Origin of the sequence: Massilia sp. Bi118, assembly GCF_918697865.1 — a bacterium.
Taxonomy (GTDB): Bacteria; Pseudomonadota; Gammaproteobacteria; order Burkholderiales; family Burkholderiaceae_D; genus Telluria.
This window is the reverse complement of sequence record NZ_CAKKMV010000001.1, coordinates 389151-410871: the sequence shown is the minus strand read 5'-3', so window position 1 is coordinate 410871 and position 21721 is coordinate 389151. Positions and strand designations below refer to the sequence as shown.

Genomic DNA, 21721 nt, shown 5'->3' with positions numbered 1-21721 from the left:
GTGCGGCGCCTGGAGTGCGCTCAGGGGCCGTCCGCCGCCGCCCGCAACGGCAGGCAGCTCCAGAGTTCGACCATGTCGTAGTAGCGGTTGCGCACGCCCACCTGATAGCACACCTGGTTGCCCGCCACCTGGTCCAGCGGCAGCCAGGCGACGGGGCGCTGGCCGTAGCGCTCCAGCCGGTCGACGGCGACGACATCGTCGATGCGGCTGTCGGCGCGCGGGCGAAACTGCACAACGAGCCGCTGCCCCTGCGCGAGCGGGGTGTCCAGCTGGACGGCGATGCCGACCCGGCCGGTTTCCCGCACGAGAAGACCACGCGGCCGCGGCATGCGGTCGATGGCGGATGCGAACGCTTCGCTCCATCGCTTGAGTTCAAGCGCATAGTCGTTCAAGACCAGGTTGAGGTCGAATCCGGCCCGCTGGAAAGCGCTGCGATACAGTTCGTAGCCTTCGAGCTCGGGCGGGAAATCCGGTTGCGCAAGCGCCGACAGCACGCGCCGCGGCGCTTCCTTCCCGTAGCGCTTCACGAAGACCTCGATCAGGCCGGCGCCGAGCGGGTATTGCAGCCGCCAGTCGAGCTTGCGCTCCAGCGTACGGTTGTCGAGCAGCTCGTCCTGGCTCAGCAGATGGCGCCGGAACATGGCCGCCACCGCCAGGCTTTCGAGCCTGCGCATCTCCGCATCGTCCCGGTAGGCCGGTTCCGCCCAGTGCGCGAGCCCCTCGTTGAACAAGGACATCCTGTCGAGTCCCCGTCCACGCTCGCCGCCGGCCAGCCAGCTCGCGATCACGTGCACGGTTTCATGGACCAGGGTGTTCTGCCAGCCGGGTTCCAGATTGACGCGGATGCGGTTGTGCCTGGCCAGTCCCGCCGTGTGCTTGATGCTGCCCGCCAGGTCGACGTCGATGAGCGGCGCCTCCCCGATCTCGACCGACAAGGCCCTGGCCGCGGTGTCGAAGGCGGCGTCGGCTTCCTTCAGCTCGCGCTCGTCGACGGCGCGGCCGGCGGGTACGTTGAACGTGTAGTGCGCGGTGACGACTTTCCTGGGCCGCTGTTCCGGGGCTGTGGCGGCAACGGGAACGGAGACGTCGCCCTCCGGCTCGTCCTTGCCCTTGTCCCGCGCCAGGACCATGGCGACAAACAAGGCGATCAAACCGGCGGCGCACATGACGATCACGAAGGCCCGGTTCTGCGCCAGCCGCGCCAGACGCAGCATGCCGGTCCCGCCGGCGCCGGCGAACAGCATCCAGGCAAGCACCAGGCAGGCCCCGGTCAGCGCGGCCACCGTCCATACCGTATCCCCTCCCCATCCCTGGGTCGACCAGCCATCCGCGATCAGCTGGGTCGGATCGAGCGCGGTGCCGGCGCGCGGCCAGGCGCCCCTGAGCAGCATGAGGGCCGCGGCGCCGATCGCCAGCAGCGCCCAGGCAAGGTAGCGCAGGAAGCCAAACAACAGGCCCAGCGCCAGGCCGCACGCCAGCAGCAGCACGTAGCGCAAGCCCAGCCAGCCCACGGACGACGCCGCGACGGGTTCGTCGATGGAATGGCGCAGCCAGGCCTGCAGCGCCCAGCCGAGGACAGGCGTGGCCGCCGCATAGACGAACAGGCAGGCGCCCGCCACCATCAGCTTCGAGAGGAACACCTCGCTGCGCCGCACCGGCAGGCCATCGAGGAAGGCCAGCGTGCCATCCTCGAGTTCGCGCGCCAGCAGGCCGCTGCCCATGGCGAAGGACAGCAGCAGCGACAGGAAGGCGCTCTCGGTCCAGCGGGTGCCGGCAAACAGCGTGAAGCTGCGGTGCCAGGTGTACAGGTCGCCGGCCGCGAGTTCGAGCAGGTCGAGCAGGACCAGGACCACCAGCAGCCAGGCGAAGGGCCGCATGCCCGCCCACTCCTTGGCGATCAGGACGCGCTTCATGGCAGCGCCTCGCGGACGGCGCCCAGGCGATAGCGGCAGCCCAGGGCGGGATCGAAGGCCTCGGTCATCACGAACACGCGGGTGCCGGCGGCAAAGGTGGCCGGCAGCACGCCGCTGGTCGTGGACCCGGCCCAGTAGGTCGTCTTCGGATCGACGTAAGAGTCTCCCGGACTCAGTGCCTTGTAGCGCACCGTCAGGCCAGCCGGCGCGGCGCCGGTGATCCGGTAGCGCAGTTCGGACACCGCGCCGGCCAGCCGTGCCGCCTCTACCCGCAGCACGGAGGGGTGCGCCGGGCCCTGGTTCTGCCCCCGATCCTGGCGCATCGCCAGCGCCAACTGCGGCAAGGACAAGCCTTGCTGCGCCAGCAGATCGGCCGTGGCGGCGACCCGCACCAGGCTGCGCGCGTCGTCGCTGGTCGGCTGTCCCAGGGCCGCGCGCATCAGGTTGCGGTAGCGGTCCGGGCCGAGGCGCTCATGCAGGATCTGCACGGCGCGCCATGCATAAGCGCTGCCCAGGCATTCGCCGAGCACTTCGTCCGTGGTGTCGGCCTCGCGCAAGGCGGTTTCATCGTCCATGCCGTGCGCGCGCAAGAGCCGCGAGGCGAAGTCCGCACGGCGCCGCAGCAGCGCCGCGTAGCCCGCGGTCCGTTCGGCCTCCCACCATGCGCTGAAGCCGCGCAGCAGCCAGGTACGGTCCTCGCGCCATGTGTAGGCCGGCGACTGGTCGAGGATTTCGGCAATCCTGACCGTCTCCCGCAGTTGCGGCAAGGCCAGCTCGGGCGCGCCAAGCGCCGCCCGCACCACCAGCTGGTTCGGACGGGCCTTGCTGAAGCTGATCTCGTGCGCTTCGCGCCAGGCATCGGGCACCAGCGACACCGGCGCCAGCTGCCGCAGGCCGAGCCAGGTCCGCACGGCCGCCAGATCGGACGACATCTGCGCGGCCAGATGCGCCGCCTGCATGCCGCCGACATCGCCGCGCCAGCCGACATGGACGACGGGATCGCCCTGGCTGGAGACGGCCTGCTCCAGGCGGAAGGGCGGCGGCGGCTCGCGCTTTTCGAGGAGCGTCGATAATCCAGCGACGAGGCCGAACGCGAACGCCATCAAAGTGCGCGCACGGGACGACATGCGCCGCGCCAGCACGACCGCGAGCGCGCCGCGCGCCGACACCGCCAGCATCAAGGAGACACCCATCAGGCCGAGCGCCAGCCCGGCGGTGATGGCGAGTTCGCGCCAGGGCGACGGCGCCCCCAGCAGCGCCATCGCCTCGCCGGCGACAAGGAAGGGCGGCCATTCCACCATGGGCTGCTGCACGCGCTCGCTCAGGGTGGCGACCAGAAGAAACAGCAGGCCCCAGACGACGAAGCGGAAACGCAGGGTCAGCGCAATGGCGAAGGCGCCGGCATACACAAACAGAAGATAGACGATGCTGCGCAGGGCGACGAGGCCGACCAGGCCGGCGCGCAGGTAGACCTGGTCGCGCACGACGTACAGCGCGATGCAGAAGGCCGGCACGAAAAACAGCATCAGCGCGCCCCAACCGGCCAGCCACTTCGTCAGCAACACCCTGCCGCGGCCGATCGGGAGCGTCTCCAGGAACAGCTGGGTGCCGAGACCGTATTCGCGCATCACCAGCCGGTTCGGCAGCACGACGGCCGCCAGCGTACCGAACATCACGACCTGCGAGCGCCAGGCCTGCAGCGGCGAGACCGCGCTTTGCGCGGCGATCCACAGCAGGGCGAAGATCGCGGCGCCGATCAGGTGCAGCACCAGGACGAAGCGCCAGTGCTCGCGCCATTCCTTGCGGGCCAGCGCCATCATGCCGCGCGCAGCTCGTCGGTTCGGGCAAAGGCGAGGAAGATGTCTTCGAGGCCCAGCTCCTCCACCGCGGCGCCGGGCGGCAGGCTGGCGCCCTCCCATGCGGCAGCGTCGGCGCGGTAAACGTCGCCCCGCACCCGTTCCCATCCCGGCTGCTCGAAAGGCTGGGCCAGTCCCGCGATCCGCCTGACTTGCGCGCGCAGGCTGCGGATCGTCCCTTCGAAGCGCGTCGAGCCGGCCTGGATGATGCCGACCCGCTGCGCCACCTGCTCCACTTCGCCGACCAGGTGCGAGGAGAACATCACGGTCGTGCCCTGCTCGCGCTGCAGTTCGATCAGCTGGTCGTTGAATTCGCGCCGCGCCACCGGATCCAGCCCGGTGGTCGGCTCATCCAGCAGCAGCAGCGGCGGCCGCGAGGCGAATGCCAGCGCCAGCGACAGCTTGGTGCGCGTGCCGCCCGACATGGCGGACGCCTTGCGGTCGGTCGGGATGTCGAGGCGCAGCAGCAGGCGCTCGAATTCCTCGGCATCCCAGGTCGGATAGAACTCGCCGACGAAGCGGCCGAGCTGGCGCGCCTTCATCCACGGATAGAAATGCGGCTCCTGGGGAACGAAGCCGATCCGCTGCTTCAGCCGGACCGGCACGGACTTCACCTGCTCGCCAAACAGCTCGATGCGGCCGGCATCCGGCGGGCTCAGGCCCATCAGCAGGCGCAGCGTGGTGGTCTTGCCGGCGCCATTGCGGCCCAGGAAACCATAGATCTCGCCTTCCGGCACGGCCAGGTCGAGCTCGTTCAGGGCAAGCACCTTGCCGAAGCGGTGCGTGATTTGTTCGAGGCGCAGCAAGCAGTTCATCGTGTGTCGGGCAACGGAAATGTTTTCATCGTAATACAAATTTCGACAAGTTGAATCTCTTGCAATGTTTAATTTATACGCTAAGCTGAGGGCTTCATGGAAATCGCCGCCGCCACCTGCCTCTTCCTGCTGGTCGCCACGACCTTCATCCACTACGAGGTGCTGCGCCTGCTCACCGCCGGCCTGCCCGTATTGCGCATCCGTCCGCGCCTGCAGCTGATCTTCGTGATCGTCGGCGCGTTCTGCGCGCACTTCATCGAGATCCTGCTGTACGGCGCGGCCTACTATCTACTGGCTACACAGTTCGACATCGGCAGCATGGGCCAGTCCGGACCGCTGCCGTTTTCCCGCTGCCTCTACTTTTCTGCCGAGACCTATACCACGCTGGGTTATGGCGATGTGCTGCCGCATGGGGATTTGCGCTTGCTGGCGGGACTGGAGGCGCTGAACGGAATGCTGCTGATCGGGTGGACGGCGTCCTATACCTTCTTGTCGATGGAGCGGTTCTGGGGACGCGGATCGGATGGCTGAGGCCGCGCGCTGCTCTGGCCGCCCTGCATGAACAGGCGTGGGTCATTCGGCATGCACTTGCCGCTTGCCGTATAGACGGCGCATGTGAAAGGGTCGCCGATCCAATGGGACTGGGTCCCAGGATCACTCCGGCACATCGATGCCCAGCTTGTGCGCTTCGGCGAGCACACTCATCATCTGTAGACGCGGCAGCACCCCGCCCCCCAGGAGTTTGCGCGCTTCATCGCGGTTCGCGTCACTGGGGACGGTCAGGACTCTCAGCGTTCTCGGGTCGATCACGCCCCAGTTAGCCAAATCCATGCACCCGGAACCACCGCAGAACGCCTGGTACACCACGAGCGCTCGGGCACCGTTCTCGGCAACACATCGGCCTCCGATGAAATCGATGTTTCGGTATTGCAGCACGGTCTTTTCTCCCTCGCGGGATACGGTAACAACCGCTACCGAGCGGTCTTCCCATGCACGACTGTCGCGTGCCACGACTTCGATACGGACTTCGGCGCCGTCGCACGAAAAATTTTGTGCAGCATGGGAATGCGGCGCAATCAAAAATTCCAGTACACAGAAAGCCAACCCAGCGAGTCGCATCACATTCTCCAGCTCAGATGATCTGAATCTGCGCCGCATCCGACACGGGAAGCTGCGTCTGATAGTAATACTTGTCGCTGCGCTGACCATTACTATCAATGAACCAGATGGTCACGCGTTGGGCGCGTCCCTTTACCAGGATGCGCTTGCCGGTAGCTGCGCTCGAGAGATCGCCACCAAACAAGGCCTCGACTTTTTTCCTTGCCCCGGGAAGGATCACAACCGACACATTCCTTTGGTCGCGATAGTCGGCTTCGGAATTAAGGAAGACAAGCTCACGCTGATTCCCGACCGCCCTCACCTGCAGTGCCACCGTTGCGGAAACGGATTGCGGTGCGGCCTCCGCTGCCATGGAAATGACTTGCAGTGGATTGTTTGCGTCTTGTGGTAACGGGCCCTGGCTAGCGCAACCGGCTAGCAGAAATACGGCGGCTAAAAAGCTCCTGACTGCCATTTCATTCTCCCTGGTGAGTATGCCAGTGGATTGTAGAGCGAAGCGGTGGCCCCAACTCTCACCAAATGTGTCAAAAAAAGTCGCGCACGAAAAGAAAAAGCCGGAACACAAGGTTCCGGCTTTCGACACAGCAGCGACTTGATCGCTCAGCGCAAGATCAGCGCTTGCGTGGCGCCGGCAAGTCCGTACAGACGCCCTTGTACACCTCGGCCGCCATACCGATCGACTCACCCAGGGTCGGGTGCGGGTGGATGGTCTTGCCGATGTCCACGCCGTCAGCGCCCATCTCGATCGCCAGAGCGACTTCACCGATCATGTCGCCGGCATTGGTGCCGACGATGGTGCCGCCGACGATGCGGTGGGTTTCGGCGTCGAACAGCAGCTTGGTGAAGCCTTCGGCGCGGCCGTTGGCGACGGCGCGGCCCGATGCGGCCCACGGGAAGTGGCCCTTCTCGACTTTCACGCCCTTGGCCTTGGCTTCATCTTCGGTCAGGCCGACCCATGCCACTTCCGGATCGGTGTAGGCCACCGACGGAATCACTTTCGCGTCGAAGTAGGCCTTCTCGCCGTGCGCGGCTTCCGCTGCGACGTGGGCTTCATGCACGGCCTTGTGCGCCAGCATGGGCTGGCCCACCAGGTCGCCGATCGCGAAGATGTGCGGCACGTTGGTGCGCATCTGGCCATCCACGCCGATGAAGCCGCGGTCGGTGACCGCCACGCCTGCGTTCTCGGCGCCGATCTTCTTGCCGTTCGGGCTGCGGCCCACGGCCACCAGCACCAGGTCATAGGTCTGCGGTTCGGGGGCGGCAGCGCCCGCTTCGGCGGCTTCGAACGTCACCTTGATACCCTCCGGCAGCGCTTCCACGCCGACGGTCTTGGTCTTCAACATGATGTTGTCGAAGCGGTGGGCGTTGTACTTCTGCCAGACCTTGACGGCCTCGCGGTCCGCGCCCTGCATCAGGCCGTCCATCATCTCGACCACGTCGATGCGCGCACCCAGGGTCGAGTACACGGTCGCCATTTCCAGGCCGATGATGCCGCCGCCGATGACCAGCATGCGCTTCGGCACCTGGCGCAATTCCAGCGCGCCGGTCGAATCGACGATGCGCGGATCTTCCGGCACGAAAGGCAGCTTCACGACCGCGGAACCGGCTGCGATGATGGCCTTCTGGAACTTGACCACCTTCTTGCCGCCGTCGGCCGCCGTGACTTCGATATGGTTCGGGCTCAGGAATTTACCGACGCCCTGCACCACGTTGACCTTGCGGCCCTTGGCCATGCCGGCCAGGCCGCCGGTCATGGTCTTGATCACGCCGTCTTTATAAGCGCGCAGCTTGTCGATGTCGACGTCCGGCTTGGCGAAGCTGACGCCGAGGTCGGCCATGTGCGCGGTTTCGTCCATGATGTGCGCAACGTGCAGCAGCGCCTTGGACGGGATGCAGCCCACGTTCAGGCAGACGCCGCCCAGGGTCGCGTACTTCTCGACCAGCACGGTGTTCATGCCGAGGTCGGCGGAGCGGAAGGCGGCCGAGTAGCCGCCCGGGCCCGCGCCCAGCACCATCATTTCGCATTCGACGTCGACCTGGCCGCTGTAGCTCGCCGCGTTCGGCGCCGGCACGGCGTTCGGTGCGGCTGCATTGGCTTTGTGGGCCGGTGCGTAGGAGTCGGTCGGGGCTGCAGCGGCGGTTGGCGCCACTGCTTGCGCGCCGATCTGCGCGGCCGGTTTATCGGACGATGCAGCAGGCGCAGCGGCCGGTGCTGCACCAGCGCCTACACCCGACTCGTCCAGGACCAGCAGCAGCGAGCCTTCGCCCACCTTGTCGCCGACCTTGATCTTCACTTCCTTGACGACGCCGGCGTGGCTCGACGGGATCTCCATGCTGGCCTTGTCGGATTCCACGGTCGCCAGCGACTGGTCGACCTTGATGGTGTCGCCCGGCTTGACCATCAGCTCGATGACTTCGACTTCCTTGAAATCCCCGATGTTCGGGACCTTGACTTCAACGGTGCTCATCTTGTCGGCTCCTTACAGCAGCGTCTTGCGCAGGTCGGCCAGGACGTCGGCCAGGTAGGCGGCAAAGCGTGCCGCACCGGCGCCGTCGATCACGCGGTGGTCGTACGACAGGGCGATCGGCTGCATCAGGCGCGGCTGGAAGGTCGAGCCGTCCCACACCGGCTTCATCGCCGACTTGGACAGGCCCAGGATGGCCACTTCCGGTGCGTTGATGATCGGCGTGAAGTTGGTGCCGCCGATGCCGCCCAGCGACGAGATGGTGAAGGTCGCGCCCTGCATGTTGGCAGGGGACAGCTTGCCTTCGCGCGCCTGCGCGGACAGCTCGCCCATTTCGGTGGCGATCTGCGAGACCGATTTCTTGTCGGCGTCCTTGATGACCGGGACCACCAGGCCGTTCGGCGTGTCGGCCGCGAAGCCGATGTTGTAGTACTGCTTCAGGATCAGCGCGCCGTTCGGCTCGTCCAGCGAGGCGTTAAACGCCGGGAACTTCTTCAGCGCGGCGACCGAGGCCTTGATCACGAAGGCCAGCATGGTCAGCTTGACCGGCGACTTGGCTTTCGCGTAGGCGGCGTTGGAATCGACGCGGAAGGCTTCCAGGTCGGTCACGTCGGCTTCTTCGAAGTGCGTGACGTGCGGGATCATGACCCAGTTGCGGTGCAGGTTCGGGCCGGAGATCTTCTTGATGCGCGACAGCGGCTGGACTTCGGTCGGGCCGAACTTGCTGAAGTCAAGCGAGGGCCACGGCAGCAGGTTCATGCCTGCGCCACCACCGCCGGCGGCTGCCGGTGCGGCGGTCGGGCCTGCGGTCATGACGTTCTTCACGAAGCCCTGCACGTCCTGCTGGGTGATGCGGCCTTTCGGACCGGAACCCTTGACCTTGCCCAGATCAACGCCCAGTTCGCGGGCGAACTTGCGCACCGACGGCGAGGCGTGGGCGTTGGCGAAGGACGGCGCCGGGCCGGACGATGCGGCCGGCGCCGGAGCTGCTGCCGGTGCGGTGGCGGCAGCAGACGGTGCGGCGGCAGGCGATGCTGCGGCTGCTGCTGCGGCAGGCGCCGGCGCGGCGGCGGACGAAGCGCCGGCTGCCGTTTCAACCAGCAGCACCAGCGAACCCTTGGCGACCTTGTCGCCCACCTTGACCTTGATTTCCTTGACGGTACCGGCATGGCTGGACGGGATCTCCATGCTCGCCTTGTCCGATTCGACCGTGATCAGCGACTGTTCGACCTTGATCTGGTCGCCCGGCTTCACCATCACTTCGATGACTTCGACTTCCTTGAAGTCGCCGATGTCCGGCACGGTGACTTCGACGATGCCGCCCGATGCAGCAGGAGCGGCTGCGGCAGGCGCCGGCGCCGGGGCGGCGGCTGCAGGTGCCGGAGCGGCAGCCGGCGCCGGGGCAGCGCCCGCGCCTTCGGCGGAATCGGCCTTCGCCGATTCCTCCAGCATCAGCACCACCGAACCCTCGGCAACCTTGTCGCCGACCTTGACCTTGATTTCCTTGACGACGCCGGCATGGCTGGACGGGATCTCCATGCTGGCCTTGTCCGATTCCACCGTGACCAGCGACTGGTCGACCTTGATGGTGTCGCCCGGCTTGACCATCAGCTCGATCACTTCCACTTCCTTGAAGTCGCCGATGTCGGGGACTTTGACTTCCACAATGCTCATGTTGGGTAGCTCCGTTTTTATTAGTTAGCTGTAAAACCGTCGTACCCGCGCAGGCGGGTACCCAAGTTTCTGTGGTCTGTCACGAACTTGGATCCCCGCCTTCGCGGGGATGACGGCCTTTCGAGCATTACTGGGTCACAGGATTCGGCTTGTTCGGATCGATGCCGTACTTCGCGATCGCTTCCGCCACCGTCGACGCCGGGATCTTGCCTTCTTCGGCCAGGGACTTCAGCGCGGCGACCGTGATGTAGTAGCGGTTCACCTCGAAGAACTCGCGCAGCTTGACGCGCGAATCCGAGCGGCCGAAGCCGTCGGTGCCCAGCACTTTATAGGTGCGGCCGTTCGGGATGTAGGCGCGGATCTGCTCGGCGAACAGGCGCATGTAGTCGGTGGTCGCGACGATCGGGCCTTGCGTGTCCTTCAGCAGCTGGGTCACGTACGGCAGGCGCGGCGCCTCGAGCGGGTGCGTCAGGTTCCAGCGGTCGGCATCCTGGCCGTCACGGGCCAGCAGCGTCAGCGACGGGCAGGACCAGACGTCGGCGGCCACGTTCCAGTCGTTCTTCAGCAGCTCGGCGGCGAACTCCGACTCGCGCAGGATGGTGCCGGACCCCATCAGCTGGACGCGGTTGGCGGCGCTCTTGTCGCCTTCCTTGAGCAGGTACATACCTTTGAGGATGCCCTCTTCGGTACCCGGCTTCAGGCCCGGCTGCTCGTAGTTCTCGTTCATGATGGTGATGTAGTAGAAGACGTCTTCCTGCTTCTCCACCATGCGCTTCAGGCCGTCCTGGATGATCACCGCCACTTCGTGGCCGTAGGTCGGGTCGTAAGGAATGCAGTTCGGGACCGTGGCCGCGATGACGTGGCTGTGGCCGTCCTCGTGCTGCAGGCCTTCGCCGTTCAGCGTGGTGCGGCCGGCGGTGCCGCCCATCAGGAAGCCGCGGGCGCGGATGTCGCCTGCCAGCCAGACCAGGTCGCCGACGCGCTGCATGCCGAACATCGAGTAGAAGGTGTAGAACGGGATCATCACGCGGTTGTTCGACGAGTAGGACGTCGCCGCGGCGATCCACGAGCACATGCCGCCCGCTTCGTTGATGCCTTCCTGCAGAATCTGGCCCGCCTTGTCTTCGCGGTAGTACATCACCTGGTCTTTATCGACCGGCTCGTACAGCTGGCCCTGCTGGTTGAAGATACCGATCTGGCGGAACAGGCCTTCCATGCCGAAGGTACGCGATTCGTCGACCAGGATCGGCACGATGCGCTGACCGATCTCTTTATCCTTCAGCAGCGCGGTGATCACGCGCACATACGCCTGGGTGGTCGAGATTTCGCGGCCGGCGGCGGTCGGCTCCAGCACGGCCTTGAAGGTTTCCAGCGGCGGCACCGGCAGGTGCTCGTCGGCCTGTTCGCGGCGCGACGGCAGGTAGCCGCCGAGAGCCTGGCGGCGCTCGTGCAGGTACTTGATTTCAGGCGCGTCGTCGGACGGCTTGAAGAAGGGGATCTCGGCCAGCTTGTCGTCCGGGATCGGGATGGCGAAGCGGTCGCGCATTTCGCGGATCGCCTCGTCGTCCAGCTTCTTGGTCTGGTGCGCGGTGTTGCGCGCTTCGCCCGACTTGCCCATGCCGAAGCCCTTGACGGTCTTGACCAGCAGGACGGTCGGCGAGCCCTTGTTTTCCTGGGCGTTCTTGAAGGCGGCGTAGATCTTGTGCGGATCGTGGCCGCCGCGGGTCAGGCGCCAGATATCGTCGTCGGTCATGTTGGCGACCATCTTCAGCAGCTCGGGGTGCTTGCCGAAGAAGTGCTTGCGCACGTAGGCGCCGTCCTTGGCCTTGTAGTTCTGGTATTCGCCGTCGACGGTTTCCATCATCACGCGCTGCAGGATGCCGTCCTTGTCCTTGGCCAGCAGGGCGTCCCAGCCCGGGCCCCAGATGACCTTGACGACGTTCCAGCCGGCGCCGCGGAAGTCCGCTTCCAGTTCCTGGATGATCTTGCCGTTGCCGCGCACCGGACCGTCCAGGCGCTGCAGGTTGCAGTTGACGACCATGACCAGGTTGTCGAGCTTTTCGCGCGCGGCCATGCCGATTGCGCCCATCGATTCCGGCTCGTCCATCTCGCCGTCGCCGCAGAAGACCCAGACCTTGCGGTTGTCGGTATCGGCGATGCCGCGCGCGTTCAGGTACTTCAGGAAGCGCGCCTGGTAGATCGCCATCAGCGGGCCCAGGCCCATCGACACGGTCGGGAACTGCCAGAAGTTCGGCATCAGTTTCGGGTGCGGGTACGAAGACAGGCCCTTGCCGTCGACTTCGCGGCGGAAGTTCAGCAGCTGTTCTTCGCTGATGCGGCCTTCGAGGAAGGCGCGCGCGTAGACGCCCGGCGAGGAGTGGCCCTGGATGTACAGCAGGTCGCCGCCGTGCTCTGCGCTCGGGGCTTTCCAGAAGTGGTTGAAGCCGATGCCCAGCATGTTGGCCAGCGAGGCGAAGGACGACAGGTGGCCGCCCAGGTCGCCGTCGGCGCGGTTGGCCTTGACGACCATCGCCATGGCGTTCCAGCGCATCCAGGAGCGCAGGCGCTCTTCATATTCGAGGTTGCCCGGGCAGTGCTCTTCGAGGTGCGCCGGGATGGTGTTGACGTATGCGGTGTTGCTGGAGAAGGGCATCAGGGCGCCGCGGCGGCGCGCCAGGTCGACCAGGCGCTCCAGCAGGTAATGGGCGCGATCGGTGCCCTCGAATTCGATGACTGCTTCGAGAGCGTCGAGCCATTCCTTGGTCTCGAGCGAATCCGGGTCATTGGCGGCCTGGGCCGTCAACTGATCGAGTTGAGCTGACATTGCTACGTCTCCTTGAGTGTGGTGCCCCACCCGATCCCGAGATCGCCCGGACGTTTGGTGGCGAAAAGACTATCCCTAAATTAAAGCCTGTCGATTCTACCAGTGGAGCGCTTATTTTTCAAAATACGATATTCAATTTCATAATATGGAAAATGCCGATGCATCCAGGATGCACGTCGTCCCCGCGCCTATATACCGTCGTCCCCGCGAAGGGGGGGACCCAAGTTCTGCTCGCGTCATCGAAACGCCGCCAACTTGGGTCCCCGCCTTCGCGGGGACGACGGGTAGAACACGGCAACGCCGGGTTCATTTACCAACAATAATCTTTGCCGCCCAATCGAGCGGCTACATCCATAAATATGACAATGAACGCAGCCGCGCGGCGCGCGATTCCGGACGCGCACGTATAATTTCGTTTTTGTCCAGACCGAGCCCCGCCATGCCCGCCCAACTGATCGACGGAGTCAAACTTTCCCAACAACTGCGCGCGGACATCGCCCGCCGCGCCGCCGAACTCACCGCCCAGGGCAGCCAGCCCGGCCTGGCCGTGATCATCGTCGGCGACGATCCGGCCAGCCACGTCTACGTGCGCAACAAGGTCAAGGCCTGCTTTGAGGCCGGCTTCCACTCGGTGCTGGAAAAGTACGAGGCCGATTTCTCGGAGCAGGCGCTGCTGGACCGCATCGCCGCGCTGAATGCCGACCCGAGCATCCACGGCATCCTGGTGCAGATGCCGCTGCCCAGGCACATCGACCCGTCGAAGGTGATCGAAGCGATCGCCACCACCAAGGACGTCGACGGCTACTCGGTGCTGTCGGCCGGCGAGCTGGTCGCCAACCTGCCGGGCTTCCGCCCCTGCACGCCCTACGGCTGCATGAAGCTGATCGAGACCACCGGCATCGATTTGCGCGGCAAGCATGCCGTGGTCATCGGCCGCTCGAACACGGTCGGCAAGCCGATGGCCCTGCTGCTCTTGCAACAGAACGCCACCGTGACCATATGCCATAGCGCGACCCCGGACCTGGGCTATCACACCCGCCAGGCCGACGTCGTCGTCGCCGCGGTCGGCCGCCGCAATACCCTGCTAGGGGACATGGTCAAGCCGGGCGCCGTCGTGATCGACGTCGGCATTAACCGCGACGACGACGGCAAGCTGTGCGGTGACGTCGATTTCGCCAGCGTCAGCGAAGTGGCCGCGCACATTACGCCGGTGCCGGGCGGGGTCGGCCCGATGACGATTACCATGTTGTTGATGAATACCCTCGAGTCCGCGGAACGCGGGCTTCCGAAAAATCAAGCACAGCCTGGCCAGGCGCAGGGAATGGATCCGAAGCCCGGCCTGATGTGAACCCTGGAAGGAACACCACGATGAGCGATACCACCAGCAATCCCCTCCTCGACTTTACCGGCCTGCCCCGCTTCGACCTGATCAAGCCGGAACATGTGACGCCGGCGATCGAGCAGCTGATCGCGGACGCGCGCGGCGTGGTCCAGCAACTGGAAGCGCCGAGCGACAGCGTCAGCTGGGACGGCTTCGTGGTCCCGCTCGAGGAGTCGACCGAACGCCTGGGCCGCGCCTGGGGCGTGGTCAACCACCTGAACCACGTGATGGACACGCCCGAGCTGCGCGCCGTCTACAACGAGAACCAGCCGAAGGTGACCGAGTTCTGGACGGAGCTGGGCCAGAACGAGGCGCTGTTCGATAAATACAAGCAGCTGCGCGGCAGCAGCGAGTTCGTGAACCTGGCGCCGGCGCGCAAACGCATCGTCGAAAACGCCCTGCGCGACTTCCGCCTGGGCGGCGCCGAACTCCCTGAACATCAGAAGCAGCGCTTTGCCGAGATCCAGGAACAGCAGGCCGCGTTGTCGACCCGCTTCTCGGAAAACGTGCTGGACGCGACCAACGACTTCAAGCTGCTGGTCGAGAACGAAGCCGAGCTGGCCGGCCTGCCGGAGGATGCGAAGGCCGCCGCCCGCGCCGCCGCCGAGCGCGATGGCAAGAGCGGCTGGCAGTTCTCGCTGCACTTCCCGTCCTACTTCCCGGTGCTGCAGTTCGCCGACAACCGCGAACTGCGCGAGAAAATCTACCGCGCCAACGCCACCAAGGCCTCCGAAATGGGCGCGGTGTTCTCGGACGTCGAGAAGTGGGACAACACCAGCAATATCGCCCAGCTCCTGAAGCTGCGCGACGAGGAAGCCAAGCTGCTCGACTTCCGCAGCTTCGCCGACGTCTCGCTGGAGCCGAAGATGGCCGAGAGCCCGGAGCACGTGATCGAGTTCCTCGAAGACCTGGCCCGCCGCGCCCGTCCGTATGCGGAGAAGGACCTGGCCGAGCTGCGCGCTTTCGCGAAAGACGAACTGGGCATCGAAGAGATGCAGGCCTGGGACGCCACCTACGCTTCCGAAAAGCTGCGCGAGCAACGCTATGCCTTCTCGGCCCAGGAAGTGAAGGAGTACTTCCCCGAGCCGAAGGTCGTGGCCGGTCTGTTCGGCGTGATCTCGAAGTTGTTCAATGTGAGCATCGCGCCGGACCAGGCGCCGGTCTGGCACCCTGACGTGCGCTTCTTCCGCATCGAACGCGACGGCCAGTTGATCGGCCAGTTCTACCTGGACCTGTATGCGCGTCCGGGCAAGGGCCAGGGCGCGTGGATGGACGACGCGCGCGGCCGCAGGCTGACCACGGGCGGCATCGTGCAGACGCCGATCGCCTACCTGACCTGCAACTTCACACCGCCGGCGCTAGTGGACGGCCAGCTGCAGCCGTCGCTGTTCACGCACGACGAAGTGACGACCCTGTTCCACGAATTCGGCCACGGCCTGCACCACATGCTGACCGAAGTCGACGAATTGAGCGTGTCGGGCATCTCGGGCGTGGAATGGGATGCGGTCGAGCTGCCGTCCCAGTTCATGGAGAACTTCTGCTGGGAGTGGGACGTCTTGCAGGGCATGACGGCGCACGTGAAGACGGGCGAGCCGCTGCCCAGGGAACTCTACGAGAAGATGCTGGCGGCGAAGAACTTCCAGTCCGGGATGCAGACGCTGCGCCAGGTCGAGTTCTCGCTGATCGACATGCACCTGCATTACGACTTCGACCCGAACAGCCAGAAGACGGTGCAGGACCTGGTCGACGAAGTGCGCAACAAGTTCTCGGTGCTGATTCCGCCTTCGTTCAACCGCTTCCAGCACAGCTTCGGCCATATCTTTGCCGGCGGCTATGCAGCGGGTTACTATAGCTACAAGTGGGCGGAGGTGCTGTCGGCCGATGCCTATGCGGCGTTCGAAGAAGCGGTCGAGGCGGGCGGCGGTGCGCTGGACGAGACCGGCAAACGCTTCCATCGCGAGATCCTGTCGGTGGGCGGCTCGCGTCCGGCGCTGGAATCGTTCAAGGCCTTCCGCGGCCGCGAACCGCAGATCGACGCGCTGCTGCGCCACAACGGCATGCAGGCGGCCTGACAGCCTGTATTGGGAGCGAGCATGAAGGATGGGCGGGACAAGAGCGGCGCAGGACGCGGGTGGCGGATGCTGCCGGGATGGATGCTGCTTGTGTGCCTGCCTGCTTACTCCCAGATGTATAAATGGACCGATGCCCAGGGCACGGTCCATTACACCGATACCCCGCCGCCGTCGCAGAAGGCCAGCCGGATCAAGACGCCTTCCGCGGGCGGGTCTGCGCAGACGCCCCTGCCCTACGAACTGGCGCGCGCCGTCAAGGCCAGCCCGGTCACCTTGTACACCACCACGCAAACCGCCTGCGCCGGCTGCGACCAGGGCCGCGCGCTGCTGCGTGCACGCGGCGTCCCCTTCACCGAAAAGACCGTCGACACCGGCGAAGACAAGGAACAGCTGCGCCAGCTCACCGGCAAGCTGGAACTGCCGCTGCTGCTGGTCGGCAGCCGCAAGCTGGCCGGCTTCCAGGACGCGGCCTGGCAGGATGCGCTGAACGCGGCGGCCTATCCGCGCTCGGCCCAGCTGCCGCGCGGCTACCAGTACGCGGCGCCCCAGGCGGCGGCGCCAGCCACCGCCGAAATGCCGGCGCCGCCCGCGCGCGCGAAGAACGCGCCGCCGGCCGACGATGACGCCGCCGCGCAAGCCGCGGAACAGCAGCCGCGCCGCCCGGCGCAAAAGCCGCGTAATGCGCCGCCCGGTTTTCAATTCTGACGCATAGCACGCCCATGACCCGGATCGACTTCCATACCAATATCCCCGACAAGCTCGGTTACGCATGCCGGCTGGCGCGCAAGGCCTATGCCGCGCGCGGCAAGGTCGTGCTGCTGGCCGAGACCAGCGACCAGGCCGACCAGTTGAACGAGGCGCTGTGGACCCTGTCCGGCACCGATTTCATCCCGCACGTGATGGCCGGCGACCCGCTGGCGCCGGAGACGCCGGTGATCGTCACCTTCGACGAGCGCGCCGCCCTGCCCCACCACGACATGCTGGTCAACCTGACGCGCCGCACGCCGGAAGGCTTCGACCAGTTCGCGCGCGTGTTCGAGATCATCTCGACCGACGAGGAAGACGCCGCCGCCGGGCGCGCGCGCTATGTCGCCTACCGAAAACAGGAATACCCGCTGACCCACTTCGTCGCAGGCCAGTCATGACCGATACCCCATCCTTCGACGAGATCCCGGTGCTGACCGAGGTGGTGGCCGACAAGGCGCCGGTGCCGGCGATCGTGCCGGGTGTGCCATCGAGCGCTGCGGACGCCGTTGCGGAGGACGCGCCGCCCGCTGATGCTGCAGCCGATGCGCCGGCCGCCGGGGAGCTCGAGGCGATTCCGGTACTGGATGCGCTGCCCGAACGGGCGGCGGCCGAAGCCGCCCCGGCGCAGTCGGCGGCCCTCGACGACGAGGCCTGGCGCGCGCTGGAAGAGCGCCTCGTCACGCGCGTGCTGGACCGCCTGCAGCCCCGCATCGACGTCGTGCTGGAAGACCAGGTCCGCGACCAGATGGCGGTGGTGCTCGACCACGTCGCCGAACGGCTCGGCCTGGAGCTGCGCTCGGCCCTGCAGCAGTCGATCGAGCATGTGGTCGCGCGCGCCGTGCAGCAGGAACTGGCCCACCTGATCGCGCGTCAATCCTGAGCATTTTCTTCCTTTTTTGACCCGCCGCGGGGCAGTGTTGCACCTGCCCTGTGCGCCTCTCAGCTTTTGCTTTACCTGCCGCGGGCGGTGATGTACCTTTTCCAGGCGTATGGACGCAATTATCTGGAGAGGACATGCACGACGCTATCAAATTCACCCTGATTCCGGCCGCCATCGCGCTGGCCTTCGCCGGCTCCGCCTGGGCCCAGCAAGTCGTCAAGATCGGCCACGTGGCGCCGATCTCCGGTCCCAGCGCCCACCTCGGCAAGGACAACGAGAATGCCGCGCGCATGGCGATCGACGAACTCAACGCCAAGCCCTTCACCATCAACGGCCAGAAGGTCACGCTGCAGCTGATCTCGGAAGACGACGGCGCCGATCCCAAGCAGGGCACGGCGGTGGCGCAGAAGCTGGTCGACGCCAAGGTCAACGGCGTGATCGGCCACCTGAATTCGGGCACCACGGTGCCGGCCTCGAAAATCTACAACGATGCCGGCATCGTCCAGATCTCCCCGGCCACCACCGCGCCGGCCTACACCCGCCAGCGCTTCCCGGGCGCCTTCCGCACGGTCGCCAGCGACGCCAAGCTGGGCGGCACGCTGGCCAAGTATGCTGCCGACACGCTGAAGGCGAAGAACATCGCCATCATCGACGACCGCACCACCTACGGCCAGGGCGTGGCCGACGAATTCGTGAAGGGCGCCAAGGCCGCCGGCATGAAGGTGCTGGGCCGCGAATTCACCAACGACAAGGCGACCGACTACACCGCCATCCTCACCTCGATCAAGGCCAAAAAGCCGGACCTGATCTTCTTCGGCGGGATGGACTCGGTGGCCGGCCCGATGCTCAAGCAGGTCAAGGCGCTGGGCATCCCGGCCACCTTCATGGGCGGCGACGGCATGTGCACCGAAGCGCTGGGCCGCCTGGCCGGCGACGGTCTCGGCGAAGGCAAGGTGTACTGCGCCGAAGCCGGCGGCGTCAAGGGGCCGCAGGAGAAGGTGATGGACGACTTCCGCGCGCGCTACAAGAAGAAGTTCAACCAGGACGTGCAGCTGTACGCGCCTTACGTGTACGACTCGGTGATGGTGATGGCGACCGCGATGCAGAATGCGAAGTCGGCGGATCCCGCCAAGTACCTGCCGGCGCTGAAGGCGATCAAGTACGAGGGCGTGACCGGCACCATCCAGTTCGACCAGGCCGGCGACATCAAGGACGGCGCGCTGACCCTGTTCACCTACAAGGGCGGGAAGCGGACCAAGCTCGACGTGGTGCGTTAAGCCTGTTTGTACCGCGCATGAAAAAAGCGCCCTGTTTTCTGGGGCGCTTTTCCGTTGCGGAGCTGAGGCGGATTATTTCTGCGACAGCACCCACTTCACCAGGCTGCGGGCTTCGGCCTCGCTCACCTGCGGATTGGCCGGCATCGGCACCGGACCCCAGACGCCCGAACCGCCCTTCATGACCTTGGCCACCAGCTTGTCCTCGGCGCCCTTCTGGCCTGCGTATTTCGCGGCGACGTCCTTGTAGGCCGGGCCAACCAGCTTGTTGCCGATAGCGTGGCACGCCATGCAGTTCTTGGCCTTTGCCAGGTCCGCCTGCGCGAAGGCGCTGGTCGACACCAGGGCGGAGACCGCCATCAAGATCATCAGGGACCGTTTCATTCCGTACTCTCCAAAGTGTAATCCTGTGCAAATTCTATCCTGTTTCCCATACGTAGGGGCCGGGGATACATACTGTAACGGCTGATACACATTTCGGTTGACCAAATGGTAGGATTGTTGCTGCTGAAAAAGGACCCACTCATGCCCCTCATCCTCCTGCTCGTCGCCCTGGTCGGACTACGCTTCTTCGAAGTCTGGAAATTCGCCGAACTCTCCTGGTGGTGGATCGTCGCCTTGGCCGTGCTCGCCTTCATCTGGTTCGAGTTCATCGAAAAAATGCTCGGCCTCGACAAGAAGAAAGCCCACAAGGAAGACGAACTGCGCCGCAAAGCCCGCGTCAAGCAAACCTTCGACAAACGTAAATAAATTCGGGGTCAGTAAATAAATTCGGGGTCAGAGCACTTTTTCAAAACATTGTTTCGGGTCAGGTACTGCCTTGCAGGCCGAGTGCAGCGTGTCAAGGCTCTGGGACTCGTACTTGTTCAGAAAAGTGCTCTGACCCCGAATTAAGGCCAAAAAGTGCTCTGACCCCGAATTTTGGTGCAAGCCTGTGATACATTCCGCGAATAGATGAGTTGAATTTCGCGGGAAATGCATATCACATGAATCTGGAGCTCCGTCAGCTGCGTTACTTCGTCACCGTCGCCGAGGAGCTGCATTTCGGGCGGGCGGCGGCGCGGCTGCATATGACGCAGCCGCCGCTGTCGCAGGCGATCGCCGCGCTCGAGGATTTGCTGGGGGCGCCGCTGTTCGTGCGCAACCGGCGTACCGTCGAGCTGGCGCCGGCCGGCAGCGCCCTGCTGCCCGAGGCGCGGCGCCTGCTGCTCGAGGCCGATGCGCTGCCGGAACTGGCGCGAAGGGCGGCCGCCGGCGAGGCTGGCCGCCTCGCCCTGGCCTTCGTCACCTCCTGCGACTACAGCGTGCTGCCCTCCTTCCTGCGCCGCTACAGCGAACGCTACCCGGCCGTGCACCTGAACCTGCTGGAAGCGACCTCCGACGTGCAGGCCGAGGAGCTGCTGCGCGGCCGCATCGACGCCGGCCTCCTGATTCCGCCGCTGCCCGACAAGGCGCTGGACGAACTCGATTACATGAAGGTGCTCGAAGAACCGCTGATCCTGTGCGCGCCGGCGGGTCTCATCGAAACCGGCACCAAAGAAGTCCGCCTGCAGGACCTCCCCCGCCTCCCCCTGATCGTCTTCCCGCGCGAGATCTCGCCGGCCCTGCACGACGCCATCCTGTCCTGCTTCCGCGCGGCCGGCATCACCCCTGTCATCGGCCAGCTGGCCATCCAGATGCAGACCATTGTCAGCCTGGTGTCCGGCGGCATGGGCCTGGCACTTGTGCCACAATCCGTGTCTAACCTGATGCGGCCCGGCGTTGAATACCGTGCCCTCGCGGACCCGACCCCGCTGGTCGAGACCGGCATCGCCTGGCGCCGCGACAATCCGTCGCCCGTGCTGCAGGGCTTTCTGGAACTACTGAGGAATCACTGATCATGCTCGTCCACCCAAACTGGGACCCCGTCGCCTTCAACATCGGTCCCGTACCCATCCACTGGTACGGGATCATGTACGTACTCGCCTTCGCCCTCTTCATCATCCTCGGCCGCGTGCGCATCAGGACCCAGCCGCACATCCAGGCGCAGGGCTGGACCAAAGAGGACCTCGACGACATGCTGTTCTACGGGATGCTCGGCGTGGTGATCGGCGGGCGCCTGGGCGAGGTGCTGTTCTACCAGCCGGCCCACTTTGCCGCGCATCCGATCGACATCTTCAAGACCTGGCAGGGCGGCATGTCCTACCACGGCGGCTTCATCGGCGTGCTGGTGGCGATGGCGCTGTGGGCCCGCAAGCGCAAGCGCAACCTGCTCGACGTGTATGACTTCATCGCCCCGATGGTCCCGATCGGCTATGCCTGCGGACGCCTCGGCAACTTCATCAACCACGAACTGCCGGGCCGCATGGCCGACCCCTCGCTGCCCTGGGCCATGCAGTGGCCGGGCATCACGGACCACCTGGTCCACCCATCGCCGCTGTACCAGATGCTGGTCGACGGCGTGCTGGTGTTCGCGATCATGTGGCTCTTCGCGCGCAAGCCGCGCCCGCGCCTGGCGGTCGGCGCCCTCTACACCCTGCTCTACGGCTGCGCGCGATTCTTTACCGAGTACTTCCGCGTGCCGGACTGGGAGACCACCTTCCTCGGCCTGCCGATCACCTCCGGCCAGGTCCTGTCGCTGCCGATGATCGTGGCAGGTCTGCTGATGCTGGGCTGGGCCTACTCGCGCAAGGGCAACGGCACCCGCGCCGTCCACGCATAA

The 21721-nt window shown here is 65.5% G+C and carries 19 protein-coding genes; 10 read left to right on the top strand and 9 right to left on the bottom strand.

Annotated elements, in window-relative coordinates; all coding sequences use genetic code 11:
• Positions 1–20: 20 nt before the first annotated feature.
• Genes LQV39_RS01780 through LQV39_RS01770 form a run of 3 tightly spaced genes read right to left on the bottom strand, consistent with a single transcriptional unit; the run spans position 21 to position 4584 of the window.
• Entirely contained in the window at positions 21–1913 is a 1893-nt protein-coding gene (locus LQV39_RS01780) for an ABC transporter permease (RefSeq protein ID WP_230019903.1), read from the bottom strand.
• A complete protein-coding gene (locus LQV39_RS01775) occupies positions 1910–3733 on the bottom strand; it encodes an ABC transporter permease (RefSeq protein WP_230019902.1) in 1824 nt (607 codons plus the stop codon). Before LQV39_RS01775 ends, LQV39_RS01780 begins: the two co-directional genes overlap by 4 nt.
• Positions 3730–4584, bottom strand: a complete 855-nt coding sequence (locus tag LQV39_RS01770; RefSeq protein ID WP_230019901.1) for an ABC transporter ATP-binding protein — start codon at positions 4582–4584, stop codon at positions 3730–3732. Before LQV39_RS01770 ends, LQV39_RS01775 begins: the two co-directional genes overlap by 4 nt.
• 96 nt (positions 4585–4680) lie before the next feature.
• Between LQV39_RS01770 and LQV39_RS01765 the strand changes: the two genes are divergently transcribed.
• Entirely contained in the window at positions 4681–5115 is a 435-nt protein-coding gene (locus LQV39_RS01765; RefSeq protein ID WP_230019900.1) for a potassium channel family protein, read from the top strand.
• Between the two features lie 123 nt (positions 5116–5238).
• Here LQV39_RS01765 and LQV39_RS01760 read toward each other — a convergent pair whose 3' ends face one another.
• The 5 genes from LQV39_RS01760 to aceE form a co-directional block, all read right to left on the bottom strand.
• Entirely contained in the window at positions 5239–5703 is a 465-nt protein-coding gene (locus LQV39_RS01760) for a hypothetical protein (RefSeq protein WP_230019899.1), read from the bottom strand.
• A 13-nt stretch (positions 5704–5716) separates the two neighbouring features.
• Positions 5717–6157, bottom strand: coding sequence for a hypothetical protein (locus LQV39_RS01755; protein ID WP_230019898.1), 441 nt, complete (start codon positions 6155–6157; stop codon positions 5717–5719).
• Between the two features lie 157 nt (positions 6158–6314).
• Positions 6315–8171 (bottom strand): dihydrolipoyl dehydrogenase, encoded by a 1857-nt coding sequence (lpdA, locus tag LQV39_RS01750; RefSeq protein ID WP_230019897.1) that lies wholly within the window; start codon positions 8169–8171, stop codon positions 6315–6317.
• A 12-nt stretch (positions 8172–8183) separates the two neighbouring features.
• Positions 8184–9842 (bottom strand): dihydrolipoyllysine-residue acetyltransferase, encoded by a 1659-nt coding sequence (aceF, locus tag LQV39_RS01745; RefSeq protein ID WP_230019896.1) that lies wholly within the window; start codon positions 9840–9842, stop codon positions 8184–8186.
• 127 nt (positions 9843–9969) lie between these two features.
• The gene (gene aceE, locus LQV39_RS01740; RefSeq protein WP_230019895.1) at positions 9970–12666 is read right to left on the bottom strand and encodes a pyruvate dehydrogenase (acetyl-transferring), homodimeric type; all 2697 of its coding nucleotides are present in this window, start codon (positions 12664–12666) and stop codon (positions 9970–9972) included.
• Between the two features lie 439 nt (positions 12667–13105).
• Between aceE and folD the strand changes: the two genes are divergently transcribed.
• From folD to LQV39_RS01710, 6 genes are all read left to right on the top strand, one after another.
• Positions 13106–14014: a bifunctional methylenetetrahydrofolate dehydrogenase/methenyltetrahydrofolate cyclohydrolase FolD gene (gene folD, locus LQV39_RS01735; protein ID WP_230019894.1), complete on the top strand. Its 909-nt coding sequence runs from the start codon at positions 13106–13108 to the stop codon at positions 14012–14014.
• A 20-nt stretch (positions 14015–14034) separates the two neighbouring features.
• The gene (locus LQV39_RS01730; RefSeq protein ID WP_230019893.1) at positions 14035–16119 is read left to right on the top strand and encodes a M3 family metallopeptidase; all 2085 of its coding nucleotides are present in this window, start codon (positions 14035–14037) and stop codon (positions 16117–16119) included.
• 21 nt (positions 16120–16140) lie between these two features.
• A complete protein-coding gene (locus tag LQV39_RS01725) occupies positions 16141–16824 on the top strand; it encodes a glutaredoxin family protein (protein ID WP_230019892.1) in 684 nt (227 codons plus the stop codon).
• A 14-nt stretch (positions 16825–16838) separates the two neighbouring features.
• On the top strand, positions 16839–17264 hold the full coding sequence (locus tag LQV39_RS01720; RefSeq protein WP_230019891.1) for a DNA polymerase III subunit chi: 426 nt from the start codon (positions 16839–16841) through the stop codon (positions 17262–17264).
• The gene (locus tag LQV39_RS01715; RefSeq protein ID WP_230019890.1) at positions 17261–17746 is read left to right on the top strand and encodes a hypothetical protein; all 486 of its coding nucleotides are present in this window, start codon (positions 17261–17263) and stop codon (positions 17744–17746) included. The genes LQV39_RS01720 and LQV39_RS01715 overlap by 4 nt, the downstream gene beginning before the upstream one ends.
• A gap of 134 nt (positions 17747–17880) precedes the next feature.
• Positions 17881–19023 (top strand): branched-chain amino acid ABC transporter substrate-binding protein, encoded by a 1143-nt coding sequence (locus LQV39_RS01710; RefSeq protein ID WP_230019889.1) that lies wholly within the window; start codon positions 17881–17883, stop codon positions 19021–19023.
• 72 nt (positions 19024–19095) lie between these two features.
• Here the strand turns inward: LQV39_RS01710 and LQV39_RS01705 are convergent, their stop codons facing one another.
• Positions 19096–19404: a c-type cytochrome gene (locus tag LQV39_RS01705; protein WP_230019888.1), complete on the bottom strand. Its 309-nt coding sequence runs from the start codon at positions 19402–19404 to the stop codon at positions 19096–19098.
• 141 nt (positions 19405–19545) lie between these two features.
• On the opposite strand from LQV39_RS01705, the gene LQV39_RS01700 reads away from it, so the two are divergent.
• The 3 genes from LQV39_RS01700 (at position 19546) to lgt (ending at position 21721) form a co-directional block, all read left to right on the top strand.
• A complete protein-coding gene (locus LQV39_RS01700) occupies positions 19546–19770 on the top strand; it encodes a TIGR04438 family Trp-rich protein (protein ID WP_230019887.1) in 225 nt (74 codons plus the stop codon).
• A 236-nt stretch (positions 19771–20006) separates the two neighbouring features.
• Positions 20007–20897, top strand: a complete 891-nt coding sequence (locus LQV39_RS01695; RefSeq protein WP_230019886.1) for a LysR family transcriptional regulator — start codon at positions 20007–20009, stop codon at positions 20895–20897.
• A 2-nt stretch (positions 20898–20899) separates the two neighbouring features.
• A complete protein-coding gene (gene lgt, locus LQV39_RS01690) occupies positions 20900–21721 on the top strand; it encodes a prolipoprotein diacylglyceryl transferase (protein WP_230019885.1) in 822 nt (273 codons plus the stop codon).

What these genes read in the sequence shown, in the direction of transcription:
- LQV39_RS01780 (WP_230019903.1), bottom strand. Translation starts at nt 1,913, where the DNA reads ATGAAGCGCGTCCTGATCGCCAAGGAGTGGGCGGGCATGCGGCCCTTC.
- LQV39_RS01775 (WP_230019902.1), bottom strand. Translation starts at nt 3,733, where the DNA reads ATGATGGCGCTGGCCCGCAAGGAATGGCGCGAGCACTGGCGCTTCGTC.
- LQV39_RS01770 (WP_230019901.1), bottom strand. Translation starts at nt 4,584, where the DNA reads ATGAACTGCTTGCTGCGCCTCGAACAAATCACGCACCGCTTCGGCAAG.
- LQV39_RS01765 (WP_230019900.1), top strand. Translation starts at nt 4,681, where the DNA reads ATGGAAATCGCCGCCGCCACCTGCCTCTTCCTGCTGGTCGCCACGACC.
- LQV39_RS01760 (WP_230019899.1), bottom strand. Translation starts at nt 5,703, where the DNA reads ATGCGACTCGCTGGGTTGGCTTTCTGTGTACTGGAATTTTTGATTGCG.
- LQV39_RS01755 (WP_230019898.1), bottom strand. Translation starts at nt 6,157, where the DNA reads ATGGCAGTCAGGAGCTTTTTAGCCGCCGTATTTCTGCTAGCCGGTTGC.
- lpdA (WP_230019897.1), bottom strand. Translation starts at nt 8,171, where the DNA reads ATGAGCACCGTTGAAGTCAAGGTCCCGAACATCGGGGATTTCAAGGAA.
- aceF (WP_230019896.1), bottom strand. Translation starts at nt 9,842, where the DNA reads ATGAGCATTGTGGAAGTCAAAGTCCCCGACATCGGCGACTTCAAGGAA.
- aceE (WP_230019895.1), bottom strand. Translation starts at nt 12,666, where the DNA reads ATGTCAGCTCAACTCGATCAGTTGACGGCCCAGGCCGCCAATGACCCG.
- folD (WP_230019894.1), top strand. Translation starts at nt 13,106, where the DNA reads ATGCCCGCCCAACTGATCGACGGAGTCAAACTTTCCCAACAACTGCGC.
- LQV39_RS01730 (WP_230019893.1), top strand. Translation starts at nt 14,035, where the DNA reads ATGAGCGATACCACCAGCAATCCCCTCCTCGACTTTACCGGCCTGCCC.
- LQV39_RS01725 (WP_230019892.1), top strand. Translation starts at nt 16,141, where the DNA reads ATGAAGGATGGGCGGGACAAGAGCGGCGCAGGACGCGGGTGGCGGATG.
- LQV39_RS01720 (WP_230019891.1), top strand. Translation starts at nt 16,839, where the DNA reads ATGACCCGGATCGACTTCCATACCAATATCCCCGACAAGCTCGGTTAC.
- LQV39_RS01715 (WP_230019890.1), top strand. Translation starts at nt 17,261, where the DNA reads ATGACCGATACCCCATCCTTCGACGAGATCCCGGTGCTGACCGAGGTG.
- LQV39_RS01710 (WP_230019889.1), top strand. Translation starts at nt 17,881, where the DNA reads ATGCACGACGCTATCAAATTCACCCTGATTCCGGCCGCCATCGCGCTG.
- LQV39_RS01705 (WP_230019888.1), bottom strand. Translation starts at nt 19,404, where the DNA reads ATGAAACGGTCCCTGATGATCTTGATGGCGGTCTCCGCCCTGGTGTCG.
- LQV39_RS01700 (WP_230019887.1), top strand. Translation starts at nt 19,546, where the DNA reads ATGCCCCTCATCCTCCTGCTCGTCGCCCTGGTCGGACTACGCTTCTTC.
- LQV39_RS01695 (WP_230019886.1), top strand. Translation starts at nt 20,007, where the DNA reads ATGAATCTGGAGCTCCGTCAGCTGCGTTACTTCGTCACCGTCGCCGAG.
- lgt (WP_230019885.1), top strand. Translation starts at nt 20,900, where the DNA reads ATGCTCGTCCACCCAAACTGGGACCCCGTCGCCTTCAACATCGGTCCC.